18 protein-coding genes are annotated in these 16,941 nt (G+C 39.9%); 16 read left to right on the forward strand and 2 right to left on the reverse strand.

Translation table 11 applies throughout. The features are described 5' to 3' along the window. Positions 1-18: 18 nt before the first annotated feature. From P4S65_RS06555 to P4S65_RS06580, 6 genes are all read left to right on the forward strand, one after another. Entirely contained in the window at positions 19-501 is a 483-nt protein-coding gene (locus P4S65_RS06555; protein WP_007377706.1) for a hypothetical protein, read from the forward strand. A 72-nt stretch (positions 502-573) separates the two neighbouring features. Beyond that, complete coding sequence (locus tag P4S65_RS06560; protein WP_008138021.1) at positions 574-942, forward strand: eCIS core domain-containing protein; 369 nt, start codon at positions 574-576, stop codon at positions 940-942. Positions 943-1,138: 196 nt separating this feature from the next. Continuing rightward, positions 1,139-2,332, forward strand: coding sequence for an IS4 family transposase (locus P4S65_RS06565; protein ID WP_337119363.1), 1,194 nt, complete (start codon positions 1,139-1,141; stop codon positions 2,330-2,332). 428 nt (positions 2,333-2,760) lie between these two features. Continuing rightward, positions 2,761-3,804 carry a hypothetical protein gene (locus P4S65_RS06570; RefSeq protein WP_096792390.1) on the forward strand — a complete coding sequence of 348 codons (1,044 nt, stop codon included), beginning with the start codon at positions 2,761-2,763 and terminating at the stop codon, positions 3,802-3,804. 263 nt (positions 3,805-4,067) lie between these two features. Continuing rightward, complete coding sequence (locus P4S65_RS06575; RefSeq protein ID WP_337119782.1) at positions 4,068-4,685, forward strand: hypothetical protein; 618 nt, start codon at positions 4,068-4,070, stop codon at positions 4,683-4,685. Positions 4,686-4,796: 111 nt separating this feature from the next. Further along, complete coding sequence (locus P4S65_RS06580) at positions 4,797-5,384, forward strand: hypothetical protein (RefSeq protein WP_096792392.1); 588 nt, start codon at positions 4,797-4,799, stop codon at positions 5,382-5,384. A 365-nt stretch (positions 5,385-5,749) separates the two neighbouring features. Here the strand turns inward: P4S65_RS06580 and P4S65_RS06585 are convergent, their stop codons facing one another. Together P4S65_RS06585 and P4S65_RS06590 are read right to left on the reverse strand one after the other, a co-directional pair. Beyond that, positions 5,750-6,943 carry an IS4 family transposase gene (locus P4S65_RS06585; RefSeq protein WP_337119363.1) on the reverse strand — a complete coding sequence of 398 codons (1,194 nt, stop codon included), beginning with the start codon at positions 6,941-6,943 and terminating at the stop codon, positions 5,750-5,752. Positions 6,944-7,104: 161 nt separating this feature from the next. Beyond that, entirely contained in the window at positions 7,105-8,298 is a 1,194-nt protein-coding gene (locus P4S65_RS06590; protein WP_337119363.1) for an IS4 family transposase, read from the reverse strand. Positions 8,299-8,645: 347 nt separating this feature from the next. Here P4S65_RS06590 and P4S65_RS06595 point away from each other — a divergent pair, with 347 nt between their 5' ends. From P4S65_RS06595 to P4S65_RS06640, 10 genes are all read left to right on the forward strand, one after another. After that, positions 8,646-9,626, forward strand: coding sequence for a transposase (locus tag P4S65_RS06595; RefSeq protein WP_198403005.1), 981 nt, complete (start codon positions 8,646-8,648; stop codon positions 9,624-9,626). 193 nt (positions 9,627-9,819) lie between these two features. Next, positions 9,820-10,236, forward strand: coding sequence for a hypothetical protein (locus tag P4S65_RS06600; protein ID WP_337119783.1), 417 nt, complete (start codon positions 9,820-9,822; stop codon positions 10,234-10,236). Between the two features lie 63 nt (positions 10,237-10,299). Next, complete coding sequence (locus tag P4S65_RS06605; RefSeq protein WP_007377701.1) at positions 10,300-10,701, forward strand: 3TM-type holin; 402 nt, start codon at positions 10,300-10,302, stop codon at positions 10,699-10,701. Positions 10,702-11,372: 671 nt separating this feature from the next. Next, the gene (locus P4S65_RS06610) at positions 11,373-12,812 is read left to right on the forward strand and encodes a phage tail sheath family protein (protein WP_007377700.1); all 1,440 of its coding nucleotides are present in this window, start codon (positions 11,373-11,375) and stop codon (positions 12,810-12,812) included. 133 nt (positions 12,813-12,945) lie between these two features. Then, entirely contained in the window at positions 12,946-13,392 is a 447-nt protein-coding gene (locus tag P4S65_RS06615) for a phage tail protein (protein WP_007377699.1), read from the forward strand. 174 nt (positions 13,393-13,566) lie between these two features. Next, on the forward strand, positions 13,567-13,896 hold the full coding sequence (locus P4S65_RS06620; RefSeq protein ID WP_337120735.1) for a phage tail protein: 330 nt from the start codon (positions 13,567-13,569) through the stop codon (positions 13,894-13,896). Between the two features lie 24 nt (positions 13,897-13,920). Beyond that, entirely contained in the window at positions 13,921-14,124 is a 204-nt protein-coding gene (locus P4S65_RS06625; RefSeq protein ID WP_007377697.1) for a hypothetical protein, read from the forward strand. 2 nt (positions 14,125-14,126) lie between these two features. Beyond that, positions 14,127-14,861 carry a CIS tube protein gene (locus P4S65_RS06630; RefSeq protein ID WP_007377696.1) on the forward strand — a complete coding sequence of 245 codons (735 nt, stop codon included), beginning with the start codon at positions 14,127-14,129 and terminating at the stop codon, positions 14,859-14,861. 1 nt (position 14,862) lies between these two features. Then, entirely contained in the window at positions 14,863-16,485 is a 1,623-nt protein-coding gene (locus P4S65_RS06635) for a phage baseplate assembly protein V (protein WP_337119784.1), read from the forward strand. A gap of 28 nt (positions 16,486-16,513) precedes the next feature. Then, positions 16,514-16,918 (forward strand): GPW/gp25 family protein, encoded by a 405-nt coding sequence (locus P4S65_RS06640; RefSeq protein WP_008136319.1) that lies wholly within the window; start codon positions 16,514-16,516, stop codon positions 16,916-16,918. Positions 16,919-16,941: the final 23 nt, after the last annotated feature.

Here is a 16,941-nt window from a genome sequence, read left to right on the forward strand (position 1 = left end):
ATACGGTACAACTAAGCCATGTTTACGACCTTTCGAGAAAAGCTAAAACACTACTTCATTACAGGTGCAAAACCAACCCAGGCGCAGTTTGCCGAGTTTTTAGATGCAGCGTTTATTCAAAGTGATGATGGCATTACGAAGAAGTCATCTGCAGCGGGGCAAGTACTGACCTTTTTACTGCAAGAACACCATCATAACAATGCAGTTTTTCAACAAAGTGTGTGTATTCAAGGCGATTTAATTGTAGAGGGGCAGCTACTCGGTGCCCCTTCATCAAGCGCCACAACACCAACCAGCCGAGTTTATGAAACATCAAACTACAGTGCGGCTAACGCAAATACCCAACAAGTTAGCGTGCCAATTGGCTGTATTTTACTCTACTGCGGCGCACAAATCCCCGACGGCTTTTTAGCCTGCGACGGCCTAAACGGTACTCCTAGTTTGGCACCGTTGGTGGATAACCCCATTCAACCGATTCGTTACATTATTAAAATGCATTAATGCTGCTTTTTATTCATTGACATCTTATATACGGCAGCTTCATTTAACCTATTATTATACCTTGGAATTTTTATGTACCAGTCACTTAATCAAAAGCAGCAAGAACACGACACGCTCCCCGTACAACGCCAAGCAATAAGCCGAGAAACGCGTTTAAAAGACAACGTAGGCAGCATGATGGGCGTCGATTTAAGCCACGTTGCTGTGCATACCAACTCATCCAAGCCCGCGCAACTTAATGCCCACGCCTATGCCCAAGGCAGAGAAGTACACATCAGCCCGGGGCAAGACCGCCATTTAGGGCATGAGCTTGCTCACATTGGCCAGCAAATGCAAGGTCGCGTACAAGCCACTACCCAGTTTGCAGGGCAAGCGGTGAATGATGATCCAAAATTAGAACATGAAGCCGATGTGATAGGGGCAAGAGCAGAGAGTATGTGACTAAGTTAGAGCGTCATGTCGAATTGACAAGCTTTGTTTTAAGTTAAGTGTTATGAAGCAAGTGACTTGACCCTGACGAATCCCCACAATTTGATACTATAAATCAATAAAGTAGCTTAAAAAACAGTTGAAGTGCACAGCCAATTTTGATCTTATATGTTTTTTCCGACCAAAGAAATTACAGAGTAAATCGACTATGCACTTGGGTAAATTATTACATAAAACTTTTTCTAATACAGCGGGTATTATTGATAAGCGTAACCACTGCACATTAATGAAAGCTGTAGAAACACTCTGCCAACATAAGTTCTTATCCATTGCTGCTTTAGGGCGAAAACTAAAGAGCAATGCGAAGGTTAAACACAATATTAAACGAATAGATAGGTTATTTGGCAACCCTCGCGTCCAGCATTCTCGCTACCATTATTACCAAGAAATTACTCGCCGCGTTATAGGTCAAATTAGGCGCCCATGCGTGACGATTGATTGGTCTGGGTTAACACCTTGTGGCGAGTTTCATTTATTACGAGCAGCAGTGCCAGTTAAAGGTCGAGCAATGACAATCTATGAGCAAAGTTTTCGTGAATGTGAATACATGAAGCAAAGCGTGCATAAGGATTTCCTCAAAACACTTAAATCAATATTACCTTCTGATTGCAAGCCGATCATCGTTACCGATGCAGGATTTCGTAACCCTTGGTTTAAATTAGTGCTTAAATTTGGTTGGGATTTTTTAGGCAGGGTGAGGCATCAAACACAATATCAAAAGCCAGAAGATGATACGTGTTGGTCACCAGTAAAAACACTTTATTCTAAAGCGACAGCAAAACCCGCTTATCTATTTGAAACACAACTCGCTAAAGCCAATTCATTGAGTGGTCACTTTTACTTGTTTAAATCAAAGCCTAAACAAAGAAAAAAGAAAAATCTTCGAGGAAAAACGATTCGTTGCAGCGTAAGCTTGAAACATGCTAAAGGCGCCACGGAGCCATGGTTATTATTTACCTCACTGTGCAATATTAATTATTCAGCACAAGATATGGTTAAAATTTACAGCCAGCGAATGCAGATAGAAGAGTCCTTTCGAGACTTAAAAAACACGAGTAATGGTTTGAACTTACGTCATTGTCGTAGCTATGAAAAAGGCCGTTTGAATGTCGCATTATTGATTGCATTAATTGCTAATTTTATCCTTTGGCTAGCAGGTTTAACGGCAAAAATATTGAATGTGCATAGAAGCTTTCAGGCGAATACGATAAAGAATAGAAACGTGCTGTCTAGCTTTAGTTTGGGGACGCAATACTTCGAAAAATTTGGTTATAAAATAAAACTGAAAACTTTTTTAGAAGCACTCAAGCAATTAAATAAGGATTGCCGTGAGTGCTTGTAGCTCATTAGCAATTGTGGGGATCCCTCAGGACTTGACCCCTTATCGACCCCTTATCCTATATGAGATATATCCAAGCATTGCTAGGGCATTCTAGCTCTAAAACGACCGAGATTTATACGCACATAACCACGAAAGGTTTTGAGGGGATAAGTTCACCGCTGGATGAGATTGACGGGTTGTGAATAGATGACCAAAAGAGTGGCGCTTTAACAGCCCATGCGGGTATTAAAGAGCTACCGCTAATGGGAAGTAGATGAAGTTTAAAAAGTGGACTTTTAACAGCCAAAATAGGTGTTAAAAGTCCAGAAATGATAATGAGATAGTCAGAATAAACGCCACATCCACCACTGTGTGGTGTATCTGGGATTGTTATAGGCAATAAAAAAGCCTATAACATCGAAAAAACCCAATTAAAAAAGGTTTGAAATATGTATGAACAAGTAGATAAACCGAAAGAGAACAAAAGTAGGGCTGTGGCTAATTCTGTTACTCAAAAGAAAAGTGATGTGAAGCAAGGTTTTGGGTTTGTGGATAATAGGTCTGACGCAACTTCTAAAAGAAAAATGAAAGAGACCGTTAATGATAGTCTTAAATCGATACAGTTAAAAGTAGGTGAGGTTACAGGTAGTCTTGGGAAAACGAATATTCCAAGTATTAGTTATGGCCGGCTGAGTACTACAGTATTGCAACGCCAAATATTAATTGGGGACAAGTGGGAAGGTCATGCAGATGATGTTCTGGTAAGTGATATTGAGAAAGACGTAAAGCCTCGGTTGAACTCCTGGTCAGAGCTTAAAGATAATATATTTAAAAAAGGAACCAATGGAGATACTAATAAGGCAGTCAACGCCTATTACACTGTTGACCTCAGTATAGGCGTGTCTCCATTCGAAGCTGACATTCGAGCATCCCTTAGAAAGCACAATAACCGTACAAGCTTCGCTGACAGAAGTGATTTATACAGACAAGTGACACAAGACATCAAACTCTCTCTATTGGGTTTCCACAATATAGCCGGTATTGCCCATCATGACGGGCAATTTAAAAGAACTGACGATGGCTTTGGTGGTTCTGCCAGTGGCCGTAAGAAGAAACTTGTTATTTATCGAACCATGCCTAAAGCCGATTGGAGTAATTACAAAGGCAGTGGTGATTTGAAAGATATTCTGTTTGGTCATGGAGGCTCTCTTGGTCAGGCAATGCACTATTTTGATAAATCTAAAAAGAGTAGTAAAGATGATGTGCTTGTTGAATTTAAATTTTCAGGTGATGCTTCGAAGCTATTGGACTATTCAAAAGTTAACGGAGGAGGTGAGGGCGGTGCCCCACAGGGTAATAAATTGACTGGTAAATCAGAGCAGAACGACATTATGAAAGTAGATAAAGATGTTTTTAGTGTCCACTTACATAAAAGTAAAGACTTAATAAAAGAACTGAAGCCACAAGTTCGTCTCGTTGAGAAGGTTTTATGAAAGTTAATATACACCCAATCAAAAAAACAGGCACTGAATTTAGCCTTTACCACAGAAGCCCATAACAAAACCTAAAAGCCATTGAAAACGTCTTTTAGCCTGATTGTTATAGGCAATAAAGAAAGCCTATAACAACCACTGAATAAAAATTAAAAGGTTTGAGATATGTATGCACAAGTAGAAAAGATGAAAGAGAACAAAAGTACGACAATTGCTAATAATGTTGGACAGAAAAAAGGAATTCTAGCCAGGGTTTTGGATTTGTGGATAATCGCTCCTTGTCAATATTGCAAAAAAATACAATGGTCAGCCAAAGCCGTAGACAATTAAAGAGTATAAATAGTGAATTGGTCGATAAGTCTATCAAGAAAAAGGACAATTCGAGACCGGGGGATACTCTTCAGAGAGTATGTTATTCCGTGAAAGGAAACGGAACGCATGATGGAGATACTGCGCCTAAATCGGGGTTTACTAATCAGGATACGTATTATAAAGATGGGGTTGTGGCTGTAAACTTTAACTCAACTCGTATAGGAGTAAATGAACTGGATGGTAGCGGTTTGGTACCCACTTCTGATGTGACTCATCTTGTGGGGCAGGTAGATCATATCGTTCCAGCGAATTTGGGAGGCGGAGCATTGGACAGTAACGGAAGGTTAATCGATGCAAAATCAAATATGAGCAGAGGGGATAATTTCACCAAATTCAATCCGAAATTTGCTACAGATGATATAGTCATAGTAGCTGATAATAACAAGGCATATGAAACCGCAACTAACGCAATGAATTATGGTGGAGCAGCTGCGGCACAAATAAAGTATTTACATGATCAGTTCCCTGCTATTTGGGGACCTACTAAGCGTTTTCAAATGCCAAAATAATCCCATAACAAAACCTAAAAATCATTAAAACGCTTTTTAGCTCAATTGTTATAGGCAATAAAGAAAAGCCTATAACAATCGCTAAAGTCCAATTTAAAAAGGTTTGTAAATATGTATGCACAAGTAGAAAAGTCCAAAGAGAATAAAAGTATAGCTATTGTTAATTCTGTTGCGCAGCGGAGATTACAATCACAAGTAAAACAGCGGGTTAAGAGCGAGGCCTTTTTAGTACCGATAGAAGGGTCGCAATATACTGGTTCTGGGTGGGCAGGATCTGGTCCGGGGGAACTATTTTCGAGTGGTGAAAGACATAGTCTTTTAGGTAATAATAAAACCAAAACTGTTAAAAAAGAAACATTAATCGGATCTTTTGATCTTTTAAGTGACGATAATGATGGCTCAAGACTGCTTAGTCCTGGTGATTTATCAACTGACCTAGCTGCGGTTGATCATATAGTGCCAAAAGCGGGTGGTGGTGGAAATCACCCAGCTAATGCTCAAATAATTTCATACTCGAAAAATTCTAGCAAAAGTGATTCATATCCTTGGGGGCCTTTCAAGGGCGATGTGAAAGTATATAATCCAGCAAATGACCATGTGTATAAGAATACAACTACCGCTAAAGCATATGGTGCAAATGTTACTGAGCTAGAAAAGACATATAATTCATGGTGGTTGCAGGACTTAAAAACGATGTAGTTTATGTATAAAACGCCTATAACAAAACCTAAAACCCATTAAAACGTCTTTTAGCCCAATTGTTATAGGCAATTGAAGAAAGCCTATAACAACGAATAAAGCTAATTCAAAAAGGTTTGAGTTATGTATGAACAAGTAGAAAAACCAAAAGAATACGAAAAAAGGGGTCAAATCACTGAAAAAAGGAGTCTGAAAAAAGGGGTCAAATCACTTGCTTCATGATATAAAAAGGAGTCTGAAAAGGAGTCTGAAAGTCTGAAAAAAGGGGTCAAATCACTTGCTTCATGATATAGGTCGACTACCTTCAAGAAAAAAGTCTGAAAAAAGGGGTCAAATCCTGAGGGATCCCCACAATTGCTAATGAGCTACAAGCACTCACGGCAATCCTTATTTAATTGCTTGAGTGCTTCTAAAAAAGTTTTCAGTTTTATTTTATAACCAAATTTTTCGAAGTATTGCGTCCCCAAACTAAAGCTAGACAGCACGTTTCTATTCTTTATCGTATTCGCCTGAAAGCTTCTATGCACATTCAATATTTTTGCCGTTAAACCTGCTAGCCAAAGGATAAAATTAGCAATTAATGCAATCAATAATGCGACATTCAAACGGCCTTTTTCATAGCTACGACAATGACGTAAGTTCAAACCATTACTCGTGTTTTTTAAGTCTCGAAAGGACTCTTCTATCTGCATTCGCTGGCTGTAAATTTTAACCATATCTTGTGCTGAATAATTAATATTGCACAGTGAGGTAAATAATAACCATGGCTCCGTGGCGCCTTTAGCATGTTTCAAGCTTACGCTGCAACGAATCGTTTTTCCTCGAAGATTTTTCTTTTTTCTTTGTTTAGGCTTTGATTTAAACAAGTAAAAGTGACCACTCAATGAATTGGCTTTAGCGAGTTGTGTTTCAAATAGATAAGCGGGTTTTGCTGTCGCTTTAGAATAAAGTGTTTTTACTGGTGACCAACACGTATCATCTTCTGGCTTTTGATATTGTGTTTGATGCCTCACCCTGCCTAAAAAATCCCAACCAAATTTAAGCACTAATTTAAACCAAGGGTTACGAAATCCTGCATCGGTAACGATGATCGGCTTGCAATCAGAAGGTAATATTGATTTAAGTGTTTTGAGGAAATCCTTATGCACGCTTTGCTTCATGTATTCACATTCACGAAAACTTTGCTCATAGATTGTCATTGCTCGACCTTTAACTGGCACTGCTGCTCGTAATAAATGAAACTCGCCACAAGGTGTTAACCCAGACCAATCAATCGTCACGCATGGGCGCCTAATTTGACCTATAACGCGGCGAGTAATTTCTTGGTAATAATGGTAGCGAGAATGCTGGACGCGAGGGTTGCCAAATAACCTATCTATTCGTTTAATATTGTGTTTAACCTTCGCATTGCTCTTTAGTTTTCGCCCTAAAGCAGCAATGGATAAGAACTTATGTTGGCAGAGTGTTTCTACAGCTTTCATTAATGTGCAGTGGTTACGCTTATCAATAATACCCGCTGTATTAGAAAAAGTTTTATGTAATAATTTACCCAAGTGCATAGTCGATTTACTCTGTAATTTCTTTGGTCGGAAAAAACATATAAGATCAAAATTGGCTGTGCACTTCAACTGTTTTTTAAGCTACTTTATTGATTTATAGTATCAAATTGTGGGGATTCGTCAGGGTCAAATCCTGAGGGATCCCCACAATTGCTAATGAGCTACAAGCACTCACGGCAATCCTTATTTAATTGCTTGAGTGCTTCTAAAAAAGTTTTCAGTTTTATTTTATAACCAAATTTTTCGAAGTATTGCGTCCCCAAACTAAAGCTAGACAGCACGTTTCTATTCTTTATCGTATTCGCCTGAAAGCTTCTATGCACATTCAATATTTTTGCCGTTAAACCTGCTAGCCAAAGGATAAAATTAGCAATTAATGCAATCAATAATGCGACATTCAAACGGCCTTTTTCATAGCTACGACAATGACGTAAGTTCAAACCATTACTCGTGTTTTTTAAGTCTCGAAAGGACTCTTCTATCTGCATTCGCTGGCTGTAAATTTTAACCATATCTTGTGCTGAATAATTAATATTGCACAGTGAGGTAAATAATAACCATGGCTCCGTGGCGCCTTTAGCATGTTTCAAGCTTACGCTGCAACGAATCGTTTTTCCTCGAAGATTTTTCTTTTTTCTTTGTTTAGGCTTTGATTTAAACAAGTAAAAGTGACCACTCAATGAATTGGCTTTAGCGAGTTGTGTTTCAAATAGATAAGCGGGTTTTGCTGTCGCTTTAGAATAAAGTGTTTTTACTGGTGACCAACACGTATCATCTTCTGGCTTTTGATATTGTGTTTGATGCCTCACCCTGCCTAAAAAATCCCAACCAAATTTAAGCACTAATTTAAACCAAGGGTTACGAAATCCTGCATCGGTAACGATGATCGGCTTGCAATCAGAAGGTAATATTGATTTAAGTGTTTTGAGGAAATCCTTATGCACGCTTTGCTTCATGTATTCACATTCACGAAAACTTTGCTCATAGATTGTCATTGCTCGACCTTTAACTGGCACTGCTGCTCGTAATAAATGAAACTCGCCACAAGGTGTTAACCCAGACCAATCAATCGTCACGCATGGGCGCCTAATTTGACCTATAACGCGGCGAGTAATTTCTTGGTAATAATGGTAGCGAGAATGCTGGACGCGAGGGTTGCCAAATAACCTATCTATTCGTTTAATATTGTGTTTAACCTTCGCATTGCTCTTTAGTTTTCGCCCTAAAGCAGCAATGGATAAGAACTTATGTTGGCAGAGTGTTTCTACAGCTTTCATTAATGTGCAGTGGTTACGCTTATCAATAATACCCGCTGTATTAGAAAAAGTTTTATGTAATAATTTACCCAAGTGCATAGTCGATTTACTCTGTAATTTCTTTGGTCGGAAAAAACATATAAGATCAAAATTGGCTGTGCACTTCAACTGTTTTTTAAGCTACTTTATTGATTTATAGTATCAAATTGTGGGGATTCGTCAGGGTCAAATCACTTGCTTCATGATATAGGTCGACTACCTTCAAGAAAAAAGGGGTCAAATCACTTGCTTCATGATATAGGTCGACTACCTTCAAAGGAGTATTATTAAAACAGGTAGTTCAAAATGCCATGAAAAGTCTGAAAAAGAAAAAGGGGTCAAATCACTTGCTTCATGATATAGGTCGACTACCTTCAAAGGAGTATTATTAAAACAGGTAGTTCAAAATGCCAAGGCCACAACGAATTGAGTACGAACATGCTTTTTATCATGTTATGAACCGTGGGCGCGGACGGAAAAATACCTTTCACGACGAATTATACTTTCAAGCCTTTTTAATCACATTGGGTGAAGCACAAGCGCGCTTTGATTGCGTTATTCATGCGTATTGCCTTATGACGAACCATTATCATTTGTTGATTGAAACACCCAAAGCGAATTTAGGCCGTGTTATGCGCCATATTAATGGGGTTTATACTCAGCGATATAATAAGTTGAAGCATACCGATGGGCCATTATTTCGTGGGAGGTACAAAGCGATATTGGTCGAAAAAGATGAGTATTTGCTGCAATTAAGCCGCTATATCCATCGTAATCCTATTGATATGACTATGCCGCTGGTGGATGACTTAGCGCACTATTCTTGGTCGAGCTACCCAGCTTATATCGGGAAAGTAAAACCACCAGAATGGCTTACGCGCGACTTTACTTATCAAATACTGGGTCATCGTCACAAGTTTAAGCAGTACAAAGCTTATGTATTACGAGGTAGCAGTGATGAACTCACTGACTTTTACGACAAAGGTAATATTGCATCGGTTTTGGGTAGTGATGGTTTTAAACGTTGGCTTAAAAATACTCAGCTTATAAATAGCCCCGAACCTGAGGTTTTACAGCAACTAAAACCGAATATCACAATGAATGAGGTGGTTATGGCGGTTGCTGATTATTATGCTTGCCCGCTATCTAAAATTACCAGTGTGCTTAAAGGGCCAAGCAAAGGATTTGAAGGACGTAAAGTTGCCATGTATTTTTGCCAAGAGGTTTTGGCTGAAAAGTTAAGTAATATTGCAGAGTATTTTAACCTTGGTCATAGTGGCTCTGTGAGTTTTATTACTCATCAAATAAGGAAAAAGCGCAGAGAAGATAAGCAATTTTCAAAACAATTAGATGCTATTTTTGACAGTATTATGAAGCAAGCGATTTGACCCCTTAAGACCCTGACCTCTTAAGACCCTGGCTCCTTATAAGACCCGTTGGCTTCCTTGACTTCTTTCCTGACCCCTTAAACTTCCTACATGATTGTACTTTCATTTATTGTGATAATGTTGGATTTCACATTTTTACTTTTCACGCGTCTGTTCAGGTATGCAATTTATTTTATTTGAGTAAGGGATGGTTATGCCGCTTGTATGTGTGGATGGTGCTGCGATTAAAATTACAGTTAATGGCGCCCAGCAGCTAGTAAAAACCAGTGATAAAATTCCAACTGCGACTAAAAACAAATTCTCACAAGGTAAAAAAGCAGTGCTCACTGAGGATGATGTAAAACAGTGGTTGCAAAAATTTCAGTCAAACTACGATAACGCTGCTTCTAAGGGCGGTATTGCGATGGGTAAAGTCATTTCTGGTAAGCCAAATTTAACGGTTAAAGGTAAGTCTAAAACAGCGCTAGTCACCAAAGACACGCAAATAATGGCGCTACTACAAATTTCAAAACCAGCGCAAAGTCCACAAGGTGTACCCGATCCCGTTCCTATGATCAATATTACTATTGAGTTTACTGATGCAGGGCAGACAAAGCTTACAGTTGTTTAGTTCGTGGAGCGTTATTACTCTTCATCAGCAAAAAAGCATATTTAATTTTAAGCAGGAGAATAAATGATGGGACTGTTATCGGTTTTATTTTCTTCCAAAGCACAAGAGCCTATTAACGCAATCGGCTCAATACTAGATGAGTTATTTACTAGTGATGAAGAAACGCTAAATTTAGATATTCTCAAACAACGTGTAGCGCAGCAACCTAATTTAGTTCAAGCAAAAATTAATCAAGTGCAAGCATCTCACCGTAGTTTATTTGTGGCGGGTGCCCGGCCTTTTTTAATGTGGGTGTGCGGCCTTGGCTTTTTATTTGCCTTTGTTATTAATCCTATATTGCAGTGGTTGTTGCCAGAGATTGGTACTCCACAATTACCACTCGACGTCATGATGGAGCTTACTTTGGCCATGTTGGGGTTAGCGGGCTTACGAACCGTTGAAAAACTCAAAGGTGTTTCTCGCTAACTATAAAATAATGCATTACAAAATTATATTTCAATTAGTTTTCACATTTCTTATCGAACAACGTCTTCTGAACACAATATAAATAAACTTGTTATTAGGGCTGTTTACCTTTCGAGGTTGAATTTACAGCGGTATGTTTGGTTTGTAGGCAACGCAGCGCAGCGCCTATGCTGCGTTATCCCCTATAAATAGGCGATAACGCAGTATAAAAAACCAAACATGTGTAGCCCTTTGGGTTCGCCCTAGGGGCGATTTACTCTTTGTTGCTTGGTTTCAATTTATTGTTACATGGATGTAAGCCAATAGGGTAACGCAAGATCAGTTACCGAGCCCACTAGGTTATAAACCTCGCAACGCGATTAATCGTCCCTAGATAGAACAAGCTGTAATCTTAAAAGGTTAACAGGCCTTAACGTGACAGATGAAGCTGGTTGTGAGGTAACTCAAATTTTCTTCTAAGTAAGTTTCAATTATTTTGCCATCAGTTGTGACTGATGAGGCGGAGCCGTGGGTTAACCCATAAAGTCTTTTGAGTACTAAGTAGGATCCGCCAGGCGTTTATCCATTTTATTTGGTGGGTAGGCATTGATAAAAGGCTTGCTTGGTGCTCAATCCCTAATTCTTGCCATTTCGGCGTTTAAGAATGCGTTCTATTAACTAAAGGAAATACTATGTCTCAATATAAAACCCCTGACGTCTACGTTAGAGAAAAATCAATTCTACCGCCGTCAGTCGCAGAGGTGGCAACGGCTATTCCAGCATTTATTGGTCATACCACTCAACTTAATGAAGCCGGTGATGCTGCCAACTTTTTAAACATGCCAGTGCGTATTACTAGCATGGTGCAGTTTGAAGCAAACTTTGGTGGCCCATACAAAGAGAGCTTTACGCTAATGCCTAGCTCTAAAGGTTATGATATTACCAATGTAGCGGCTGTTGCTGATGATCTTGCAAAACTAGAAGGTGCTAAGTTCTTTCTTCATCAAGCAGTTAGTCACTTTTTTGCTAATGGTGGTGGGGCGTGTTATGTCGTTTCTATTGGTATGGCAGGTACACTTGCGTCAAAAGAGTCTTATAGCGCTGGCATTGACCTTTTAAATAAGGTTGATGAAGTAACACTTATTTCATCTCCAGAAGCAATTGGTTTAGACGAAGTTGGCCACTACGAGGTGCAAAATAAGGCGCTTAAACATGCAGAAAAACGCATGGACCGTTTTGCATTAGTTGATGTGCAAATGCAAGAAACGCCTGCTGGGACTACTGCAATTGTTCATGACTCTGAACGTTTGCGCGCCAAAGTAACGCAGGGTTTAAAATATGGTGCATCTTACTACCCATATTTAAAGACGACTATCGCACGCAGTTACGATGAAGCAAACGTGACTGTTAAGGTGGTAGAAGATGAAACAGCAGACCCTATAACTTACAAAGATGTGATGCTATCTGTACTAGGTAATGATGACAGTACAAATACAGATTATAACGCGCAAATTTATAATCAAGCTAAGGCGGCGTTAGCAAAAAGTTATCTCGTATTGCCTCCGTCACCTGCCGTTGCGGGTATTATCGCTAAAACCGACAAAGAACGCGGAGTATGGAAAGCACCTGCTAACGTAGCTTTATCGCAAGTGCTTGCGCCAACGCTTGCTATTGATAGCACTGAGCAAGAGAGCCTTAACGTTGATGCCATTTCTGGTAAATCAATCAACGCGATTCGTACCTTTGTTGGTAAAGGGACTTTGGTTTGGGGTGCACGTACTCTTGCTGGTAATGACAATGAGTGGCGCTATGTATCGGTTCGCCGTTTATTTAACTTAGTGGAAGAGTCAATTCAAAAAGCCACACAGTTTGCGGTGTTTGAGCCAAACACGCCTTTCACTTGGTTAAAGCTCAAAACCATGATTGAAAGTTACCTTGAGAATTTATGGCGTCAAGGTGCTTTCTTTGGTGAGACCCCAGATCAAGCCTTCTTTGTAAACGTAGGCCTTGGCCAAACCATGACCGAAGACGACATCAATAATGGTGTAATGAATATAGAAATTGGTTTAGCTGCGGTACGCCCTGCTGAGTTTATTGTATTAACCTTCTCACATAAGAGCTTAGAAGGCTAACGAACCCGACCAAGGTTGGTTGGGGGTCATATTTATACGTTTTATGTTTTCTCAATCAGCCTTTTTAATTTACTTATTTACCTAAGTTTTATTGTAACTTGGGCACTAAAATTATTATTTTTTGGAGTTTTTTATGGCTACTACAGCAGCAGATATTGCAGCAGAATACCCGATCCCGGTATATCGATTTGTCGTTAGTTTTGGTGAGGAGAGTATTCCGTTTTCTGAAGTGTCGGGCTTAGACATTGGTGTTGAAACCATTACTTACAAAGATGGTTACGGCAAAAAGCACATGCCTGGGCAATCAACCGATGTGAATATCACACTTAAACGAGGTTTAGTGCGTCAAAAGAGTCAGTTTTATGATTGGATTTCATCAATTAGCTTAAATTTGGTTGATAAAAAAGACATTACTATTTCACTCACTAACGAAGACCGTTCACAGCCATTGGTTACTTGGAAGGTGATTAATGCTTTTCCTAAAAAGCTTACAGCGCCAAGTATTAATGGTGGCTCAAACGAAGCCAGTGTGGAGTCGTTAGAAATGATGGCCGATGATATTAAGATCGAATTCCACTAATTTTATTCTCCTTGTCTTGGGCACGTTAGTGCCCTTTTTGGACATTACTATGATTCAAGAACTAACAACACCTATGGTGGGATACCGCTTTGCTGCGCTAATTACATCAGCGGCTATACCGAATCCGATAGATATTTTTTTAAGGAAATCAGTGGCCTAAAAGTTAATCGCAACATTGAGTATGACGGTAATCGAGCAACGGTAGGCAGTAATAAACAATCGCGCACCTTAACTTTGAAACGTGGTGTACTGCGCACTGGTAGCACCTTGGAATTAACAAACTTTATTAGTTTGCCGCAGTGGAATCAGTTTGCGGTTCGCAACGATATTTTGATCACTTTACTTAGCGATAACAACCTACCCACAAAAGCATGGCTAGTCACTCGCGCATTTATGGAAAGTTGGGAGTGGGACAGTCTAGATGCAACGCGTAACGATGTACTCATTGAGTCTATTACGTTTAGCTATCAAAACTTGGTGACAGTGCCAATTCCTTTTACTTAACACATTAAAGACAAGGTGATGCTAATGGAAATTCAATGTGATGCGATTCATGTTAAAGCTCGTTTATCTGGACAAAGTGAACCTGATGGCGATAGGCCGCAATCACAAAGTACTAGCACAGGCGAAAATACTGGGACTATTAATAACCAAGTTGAACAAATCGAAAAATCTTTAAAACGCTACATAGACAAGCAATTTCAGCAATTTACTAAACAAAAAAGGCCATAAAAATGATAGGTATTGGTGCAAATGCGGCTGGGTCACCGCTATGTAAAGTGACCTTTTATAGTAAAATAGAGCGTGGCTCTGGTAACCAGCTGGCTGAGATGACACTTGCGTATGATGCAAAATCGTTGCAAACCAGCTATTCCAACAGTATTCAAAAATCACAAACGATAGGCGCCGAAAGCGGCGCAAGCCAATATCAAAAGTCTTCGCCTTCAAAGCTATCGGTGACCTTTTTGCTAGATGACACCATTATTGATTTACCCACCGAATTACTAGCAAAGTTGCAAGGGAACATAGAAACAGAAAAAAACATCCAAACTTTGTTGAAGTATGGCACCGCAGTTCAGAGTGAAACACACGAACCCACTTATGTGACAGTCCAACCATTGAATATGGTACTTAATCATGGCCCAAGTGGGACATTTGATGGCATGTTATGCACCACTAAAGTAGAAACTGAACTGGTAGATAACAAAGGACGCCGTTTAAAAGCCAAAGTTCATTGTTGCGTGGTGGAGTGTTTATCTGAAAAAGAAATGAAACTTAAATCAGGTAAAAGTTCTCCCGACTTAACTCATGTTATTCAACATAAGGCGGGCAGTTCGGTGCTTGTACAAAGTGCAAAAATATACGGCAACCAACAGTTTGTACATCAGGTGGCGATGGTTAATCGTCTACCTTCTATTCGTAGCGCTGAGGTGGGTACGCAAATCATTTATCCTCCGTTGGAGCGTTAGTATGGATTTGCGATATACCATTGCCGTAGAGGGCAACAAAATCAGTGATAAATTTGCCTTGCGAGAAGCAACTGTAAAAAACGGCGTTAATCAAATTGCGCATCTGAGTTTAGTAATTGACGACGGTGATATGGCCAAAGAAACCTTTGCTAAAACTGATGAAGGGCTATTCACTATGGGTAAAGCGATAGAGCTAAAAGCCGGCTTTGGTGATGGCGAACAAAGTGTGCTATTTAGCGGTGTTATTACTGCTCAAGGTATAGGCTTTGAACGGCAACCATTTATGCATATTGAAGCTCGAGCCGATACAATTAAGCTGTGTCAAAGTGCCATGAGTAAACTCTATGATGAAAAAGCCAAAGACGGCGATATTCTCAGTGATTTACTCACTACATACGGTGCAACGCCTGGCACTATAGCGGCCAGTAAAATTGAACATCACCAATTTTTAGTGGTGGATGAACAGCCATGGGCGGTGTTTATGCGCCGAGTGCTGTGCAATGGTTTTGCATTTTTTAACGATGGCAAAAATCACGTTGTTGATTTGGCAAAACACACTCCCACTGCGCATGAATTTAACGTGGCAATGGATGGCTGTGTTGATTTCGCTTTGCACTGTGATGTGAGTTCGCATCTTAAAAAACTGCAATACAGTAGTTGGGATATAAAAGAACAAAAACTCTACGACAATGCTGATCCAGTCATGCCGGCTGCTAAGTTTAAAACTCACAGTGATGCAGATACGGCGATGGCTTTACCTGATACTTTACGCCTATCACAAGCACCTATTGAAAAATTAGAGTTGGCGGCTAAAGCCGGTGCTGAGCAATATTATCGATTACTCGATATGTACCAAGGGCATGTACGTATAGATATGTCTGCGCAAAAAGCGCTTACTAAAGTCAAGCATTTAGATGCACTGACACTCTCTGGAGTGGGAAAGGAATATAGTGGTGATTATGTGGTGGGTGAAATTCATCACCATTTGTCGAGTGATGGCTGGTTTAGTGAATTCATACTGGGTGTTCCTTTAACGCTAAGTATTTGGTCAGACTATGCTAAACCAAGTTATACCCCAATATTAATAGGGAAAGTAGCTGCATTTAAAGCCGATGCACAAGCATTACACCGTATCCCAGTTTTATTACCCAGTGCCTGTGGTGAAAAACCACTTTGGGCACGGTTAGCCAGTCCTTTCTCAGGAGCTGAAGAGGGGTTGTTTCTGCCCCCAGACATAGATACAGAAGTAATGGTTGGATTTATTGGGGGCGATAGTCGTTACCCTGTGATTTTAGGTGCATGTCATAACCCCAAAGCAAAGCCACCATTTGAATATGATGATAAAAATGAGCAGCGCGGATTGTTTTTTAAAGAGCAAGCATTAGCGTTGCAATTCACCTTAAAAGAGCCGCTACTTACACTACAAAGTAGCGCCGATCACACCATCACTTTTGACGCTAAAGAAGGCTTAAAACTAACCCAAAAAGACATGACGTCTTTGGTTGCAGGGGAGTCATTAATGATTGAAAGCAAAGATAAGTCTACCTTAGAGGTGGCAAAAGCCATTAATTTTAAAACTTCAGATAGCATCACACTAGAAGGCAAAGGTGTGGATGTAAAATAACCTCAAATTAAGGCTAAAAGGAGCAGCAATGTTAAATCAAGCTTTTCTAGGAACTGGCTGGAGCTTTCCCGTGCAGTTTAGCAACCCCGCCACAGGGCCTGGTATGGATAGCGGTGAAACCTTACTTAAACAAGCGATTCATTTGACTTTAAATACCTTAGTCGGAGAGCGGCCTTTGTCGCCCAATATGGGTTCTGGTCTTTCGAGTTATTCATTTGCTGATGCTAATGAACAGAGTTTATCGCAACTAAGACAAGAAATTGCCACCGTGTTACTTAATCATGAACCTCGTATTACTCTGCAAACCATCGAATTTGATAGTAGCGAATTGTACGACGGCGTGCTGTTAATTCAGCTTAACTACGTGATACGGCAAACCAACAGCCGTAGCAACATGGTGTTTCCATTCTACTTGACTGAGCAGTCAGTTTAGCCACTATCAAAGTACGTTCTGTC

The sequence above is a fragment of the Pseudoalteromonas sp. B131b genome, from assembly GCF_037162545.1.
Lineage (GTDB): Bacteria > Pseudomonadota > Gammaproteobacteria > Enterobacterales > Alteromonadaceae > Pseudoalteromonas > Pseudoalteromonas fuliginea.

Excerpts from the sequence above, each read along its gene's own strand:
- P4S65_RS06555 (WP_007377706.1), top strand. The coding sequence starts at position 19 with ATGTTTACGACCTTTCGAGAAAAGCTAAAACACTACTTCATTACAGGT.
- P4S65_RS06560 (WP_008138021.1), top strand. The coding sequence starts at position 574 with ATGTACCAGTCACTTAATCAAAAGCAGCAAGAACACGACACGCTCCCC.
- P4S65_RS06565 (WP_337119363.1), top strand. The coding sequence starts at position 1,139 with ATGCACTTGGGTAAATTATTACATAAAACTTTTTCTAATACAGCGGGT.
- P4S65_RS06570 (WP_096792390.1), top strand. The coding sequence starts at position 2,761 with ATGTATGAACAAGTAGATAAACCGAAAGAGAACAAAAGTAGGGCTGTG.
- P4S65_RS06580 (WP_096792392.1), top strand. The coding sequence starts at position 4,797 with ATGTATGCACAAGTAGAAAAGTCCAAAGAGAATAAAAGTATAGCTATT.
- P4S65_RS06585 (WP_337119363.1), bottom strand. The coding sequence starts at position 6,943 with ATGCACTTGGGTAAATTATTACATAAAACTTTTTCTAATACAGCGGGT.
- P4S65_RS06590 (WP_337119363.1), bottom strand. The coding sequence starts at position 8,298 with ATGCACTTGGGTAAATTATTACATAAAACTTTTTCTAATACAGCGGGT.
- P4S65_RS06595 (WP_198403005.1), top strand. The coding sequence starts at position 8,646 with ATGCCAAGGCCACAACGAATTGAGTACGAACATGCTTTTTATCATGTT.
- P4S65_RS06600 (WP_337119783.1), top strand. The coding sequence starts at position 9,820 with ATGCCGCTTGTATGTGTGGATGGTGCTGCGATTAAAATTACAGTTAAT.
- P4S65_RS06605 (WP_007377701.1), top strand. The coding sequence starts at position 10,300 with ATGATGGGACTGTTATCGGTTTTATTTTCTTCCAAAGCACAAGAGCCT.
- P4S65_RS06610 (WP_007377700.1), top strand. The coding sequence starts at position 11,373 with ATGTCTCAATATAAAACCCCTGACGTCTACGTTAGAGAAAAATCAATT.
- P4S65_RS06615 (WP_007377699.1), top strand. The coding sequence starts at position 12,946 with ATGGCTACTACAGCAGCAGATATTGCAGCAGAATACCCGATCCCGGTA.
- P4S65_RS06625 (WP_007377697.1), top strand. The coding sequence starts at position 13,921 with ATGGAAATTCAATGTGATGCGATTCATGTTAAAGCTCGTTTATCTGGA.
- P4S65_RS06630 (WP_007377696.1), top strand. The coding sequence starts at position 14,127 with ATGATAGGTATTGGTGCAAATGCGGCTGGGTCACCGCTATGTAAAGTG.
- P4S65_RS06635 (WP_337119784.1), top strand. The coding sequence starts at position 14,863 with ATGGATTTGCGATATACCATTGCCGTAGAGGGCAACAAAATCAGTGAT.
- P4S65_RS06640 (WP_008136319.1), top strand. The coding sequence starts at position 16,514 with ATGTTAAATCAAGCTTTTCTAGGAACTGGCTGGAGCTTTCCCGTGCAG.